General features: G+C 52.6%; 2 protein-coding genes. One reads left to right on the forward strand and one right to left on the reverse strand.

The window, feature by feature from the left end; all coding sequences use genetic code 11:
- Window positions 1–2,400, reverse strand: a 2,400-nt coding sequence (locus tag O6944_04195; GenBank protein MCZ6718341.1) for a ribonucleoside-diphosphate reductase subunit alpha, incomplete at its 3' end; no start/stop codon positions are given.
- A gap of 448 nt (window positions 2,401–2,848) precedes the next feature.
- Between O6944_04195 and metE the strand changes: the two genes are divergently transcribed.
- Complete coding sequence (gene metE / locus O6944_04200) at window positions 2,849–5,146, forward strand: 5-methyltetrahydropteroyltriglutamate--homocysteine S-methyltransferase (GenBank protein ID MCZ6718342.1); 2,298 nt, start codon at window positions 2,849–2,851, stop codon at window positions 5,144–5,146.
- The last annotated feature ends 105 nt before the right edge of the window (window positions 5,147–5,251 follow it).

A 5,251-nucleotide genomic window follows, 5' to 3' on the forward strand; every position in this document is an offset into this window, starting at 1 on the left:
AATGGATTGGGTGACCCCACAGATGTTGGAGATAGTGGCTGTTGGGGCGATGGCCATGCAGTTTGAATTGCGCATACCTACCGTCTTTACACGCTCGCGGAGCCCGTCCCAATCAAGCGTCGTAGAGCGATCAATCTTCAAAGAGTCGCCACGGCTTTTTTTCAGGAGATCAACGGAATCGATTGGGAGGATCCCCTGGCTCCAGAACGAACCGTCAAAACTCGCATAGGGCCCACGCTCTGCGGCAAGATTTGTGGACGCCTTGATGGCGTAGTAGCTGATTGCTTCCATGGTCCGATCGGAAAACTCGACGGCCGCCTCCGAGGCGTAAGGCAGGCGGAGCTTGTAGAGGGCATCTTGGAAGCCCATAAGGCCCAACCCTATCGGTCGATGCTTCAGGTTGGAGCGCCGCGCCTGATTTACGCTGTAATAGTTCACGTCGATGACGTTATCTAACATGCGTATCGCAGTGTCTACGGTGTTCTCTAGTTTGTAGGTGTTGAGGCCATTGTGATCGACATGGTGGGCAAGATTCACTGATCCCAGGTTACACACGGCGATTTCATCATCGGATGTGTTCAGCGTAATTTCTGTACATAGGTTGGACGAGTGAATCACGCCCATGTGCTGCTGCGGCGAGCGAAGATTGCAAGGATCTTTGAAAGTCATCCAGGGATGACCTGTTTCATAGAGCATGGATAGCTTTTTGCGCCATAGGTCCACGGCGTTGATCACTTTAAAATTCTTAATCTTTCCTTGCGCAGCCATTTCTTCGTATTCGGCGTAGCGCTTTTCAAATGCTTCGCCGAAAAGATCGTGCAAGTCAGGTACTTCGTCGGGCGAAAACAAGGTCCATTGAGCTTCCGAGTTCACCCGTTTCATGAAGAGATCAGGAATCCAGTTGGCAGTGTTCATGTCATGTGTACGACGGCGGTCCTCACCGGTGTTTTTTCGAAGCTCCAAAAATTCTTCAATGTCGAGATGCCAGCTTTCTAGATAGGCGCACATGGCCCCTTTACGTTTACCGCCTTGGTTGACTGCAACAGCTGTATCGTTAGCAACCTTCAGGAATGGAACAATTCCCTGAGACTTACCATTCGTCCCCCTGATGTGAGCACCCATGGCACGCACACGCGTCCAATCATTGCCAAGGCCACCAGCATACTTTGACAAGAGGGCGTCATCTTTAATTGCACTGTAGATACCATCTAGATCATCAGGGATGGTCGTGAGGTAACAACTTGAGAGCTGCGGACGCCGCGTTCCGGCGTTAAACAATGTTGGCGTCGAGCTCATAAAATCAAAGGATGAAAGCACGTTGTAAAATTCAATTGTTCGTTCTTCTCGCTTGGATTCGTTAATGGCAAGCCCCATCGCGACGCGCATAAAGAATGCTTGTGGCAGCTCAAAGTGCGTGCCCCCGTGATGAATGAAGTAACGATCGTAAAGGGTCTGGAGTCCCAGATAAGTGAACTGCTGGTCTCTTTCCGGCTTCAGCGCATTACCAAGTAACTCCAAGTCATAACGCGTCAATTCGTTATCGAGAAGGGCGTGGTCAACACCGCGCCGGATATAGTCTTTGAAGTACCGCGGGTAGCGCTTTGCCATTTCGGCCTGCGTAGCTTTAAAGGGTCTTAAGCCGATAAACGTCAACGCCTCGCGACGCACGTTGTCTAGAAGCAGGCGAGCGGCAACGTAAGAATAATTTGGCTCCTTTTCAATCAAGGTCCGCGCACTCATCACGAGCGCTGGACCTATATTGTCGTCCGGGATCTCATCAAACAGATTGCGTAATGTCTCCTGAAGGATGACTTGCCCATCGACTTCATCAAGACCGCGGCAGGCCTCTGTAACAATCGCTTCAAGGCGCACCATATCCAAGAGCTTTTTCGTGCCATCGGCGAGTTTCGTCGTTATGGTTGGTGTTTTGTCCTGGCGATCGTTCTTCAGTTGTTCCCTTTGGGCGCGCGCGCGCGTGCGCTCTTCGCGATAAATGACGTAGGCGCGGGCAACCTTATGCTCGCCTGAACGCATGAGTGCGAGCTCAACCTGGTCTTGGATGTCTTCGATGTGCGTCGTCCCACCGCCTGGTATGCGCCGGGTGATGGCGTTCACTGCCTGCTCGGTTAACCGGGCGACGGTTTCATGGATCCGGCTAGACGCCGCGGCGGTGCCACCCTCTACCTTGAGGAAGGCTTTGGTCATGGCGACCATGATTTTGTTTGGGTCGAATGTCGTCACCTTACCGTTGCGACGGATGACCCTAAATTCACCTGGTCTGTTGGCAGCGAGCTCTGCTTTGAGATTGTCCAATCCCGCGGCATTTCCCCCGTTATCGTGCGTTGGCGCTATGGTGGACGGCGCATCGGCCGTGGCGCTCGTTATTTTGTCAACCTCCATCTGTTGCCCCTCCTCAAGGGTCGGAACGGATTGTTTTTGCCGTCTCTTCGGCCTTGTGGGAAACCTTAGAAACACGTTTATCTTCGAGACATAATGCCCTGTATAGCACCACAATAGAGTGTGGTCAAGGGGTAATTAAAACACAATATACTGTGGTGAGGCTGTGAAATCGCGGGGGATTATTAGGGTATAGCTTGGGGATAAAGCTGTGAACTATTCGTAAATCAGTGACTTACTTTTCTGCCGGGGAAGGTGTGGATGACTGCCATGGAGGTTCCAGTGATCCATGGATAATGTGACCTCTGTCACAAAGCGAAAGAATTACCAACCGCGCGCCCGGGATCCGGGCGAACGTGCGCTGAACGGCGTCTTGCAAAATAGCCCTTGATCCCGATTCTTTCGGCCATCAAACTGTCTGCCGATTTTAATCTGGACGGGAGGACCCAGCATGGCGCTTGCACATAATCTTGGATTTCCGCGTATCGGGGCAAAGCGCGAACTGAAGCGGGCGTTAGAAAGTTACTGGCAGTGCGCGATCTCTCGCGCCGAGCTTGAGGATACCGGCAGGCGCCTTCGCGCTAAACACTGGGAACAACAGGCCACAGCAGGCTTAGATCTGATCCCGGTTGGTGAATTTTCATGGTACGACCAGGTTTTGGATATGTCCGTTCTACTCGGTGTGGTGCCGCCGCGTTTTGGCAATATCGAAGATGATGTGCCGCTTGATACCTATTTTCGAATGGCCCGAGGCTGTGCGCCAACGGGTGAGGACGTGCCCGCCTGCGAGATGACCAAGTGGTTTGATACGAATTATCACTACATCGTACCGGAGTTTGGGGCCGAGCAGGCATTCCGGATCGCATCCCATTCGCTTTTCGAAGAAATTAAAACAGCACAGGCGGCGGGCCATGCGCTGAAACCCGTGCTCATTGGACCGTTGACTTATCTCTGGCTCGGGAAAATCAAGACCGGGGCATTTGACAAGCTTGGGCTTCTGGATGGCTTGTTACCCGTATATCGAGAGATTCTCGAGAAACTTGCGAGCCAAGGCATACAGTGGGTACAGATGGATGAACCCATCTTAGTACTCGACCTGCCGTCTGAGTGGCAAGCTGCTTTTGAAAAGTGCTACAAAGTATTGCAAGGCACAACTTCAAAAATCTTGCTCTCAACCTATTTTGGTGATCTTTCAGATAATGCCGTCACGGCAACCCATCTACCGGTCGATGGACTGCACATCGATCTCGTTCGTGCCCCGAATCAACTTGAGAACGTCATCGAACTGATGCCTTCCGACATGGTGCTGTCGCTCGGTGCCGTAGACGGACGCAATGTTTGGCGAACGGATCTGAATAACGCCTTGTCCCAGCTCGAACGGGCGGCAGAGCGGCTCGGTGATCGCGTGTGGGTCGCTCCTTCGTGCTCACTGTTGCATTGTCCAGTGGATTTAGATTTGGAGGATAAGCTTGATGAAGAATTGAAATCATGGCTTGCCTTTGCGAAGCAAAAATTGGATGAGGTCGTTGCGCTGAAGCGGGCATTGACGGAGGGACGTGATGCAGTCGCCGATAAGCTCGCGGCATCAAGTCAAGCTATTCAGTCTCGACGCAGATCGCCGCGTATCCACAACGCTGAAGTGGAAGAACGCCTCGATCAAGTCAATGATGCAATGGCGCGCCGCAAGGATGTTTTTGCCTCGCGCATTCTGCTTCAGCAGGAGAAACTCCGCTTACCTAAGTTTCCAACCACAACGATCGGGTCATTCCCACAGACAACCGAGATCCGCAAGACGCGGCGCGACTTCAAGAATGGTAAGCTTGACCGAGAGACCTATGTTGAGCGGATACGCAGCGAGATTGAACATGTGGTGCGCAAGCAAGAAGAGTACGGGCTCGATGTGATCGTGCATGGAGAGGCTGAACGCAATGATATGGTCGAATATTTTGGCGAGGCACTCGCCGGTTTTGCTTTTACGCAAAATGCCTGGGTGCAGAGTTATGGCTCGCGCTGCGTGAAACCTCCGATCATCTTCGGAGATGTCAGTCGGCCGGCGCCTATCACAGTAGAATGGAGCACCTATGCGCAAACGCTCACGGACCGACCTGTAAAAGGTATGCTGACTGGCCCCGTGACTATCCTGCAATGGTCATTTGTACGGGATGACCAGCCGCGCTCGGACACCTGTTTGCAAATAGCGTTAGCGCTTCGGGATGAGGTGGTCGATTTGGAAAAAGCGGGTATTAAGATAATCCAGATTGATGAGCCGGCCATGCGTGAAGGGCTCCCGTTGAGACAAGGGGAATGGAAGCCCTATTTGGACTGGGCAGTGAAGGCCTTTCGGATTGCCGCTGGGGGCGTCAGGAATGATACCCAAGTCCACACTCACATGTGTTATTCGGAGTTTAACGATATCATCGAGGCCATTGCTGACATGGACGCCGATGTCATCACGATTGAAACGTCGCGCTCGGATATGGAACTGCTTGAGGCGTTTATTGGGTTTGAATATCCAAACCAGATTGGCCCGGGCGTCTTCGACATCCATTCTCCTCGGGTCACCCCAGTGAAAGACATGGTAAGGTTGATTCAAAAGGCGGAGCAGCATATCCCGGCAGAGCGACTTTGGCTAAACCCTGACTGCGGTCTAAAGACGCGTGACTGGCCCGAGGTAGAATCTTCACTCAAGAATATGGTGCAGGCTGCACGCATCCTGCGGGAGGGTGGTGATGCCAACGCAGCGGCGTAAGTTGGCCGTGTTGTTGATTCGCCCACCTAACTTGGCGTGACTGTGGGACATTACCTAAGCTGACGGTATCGCAAGCGTAGGTGTTATTCGGTCGCCCTTTCGGGG

It is taken from the genome of Gammaproteobacteria bacterium, from assembly GCA_027296625.1.
In the GTDB taxonomy this organism is placed as follows: Bacteria; Pseudomonadota; Gammaproteobacteria; order JAKEHO01; family JAKEHO01; genus JAKEHO01.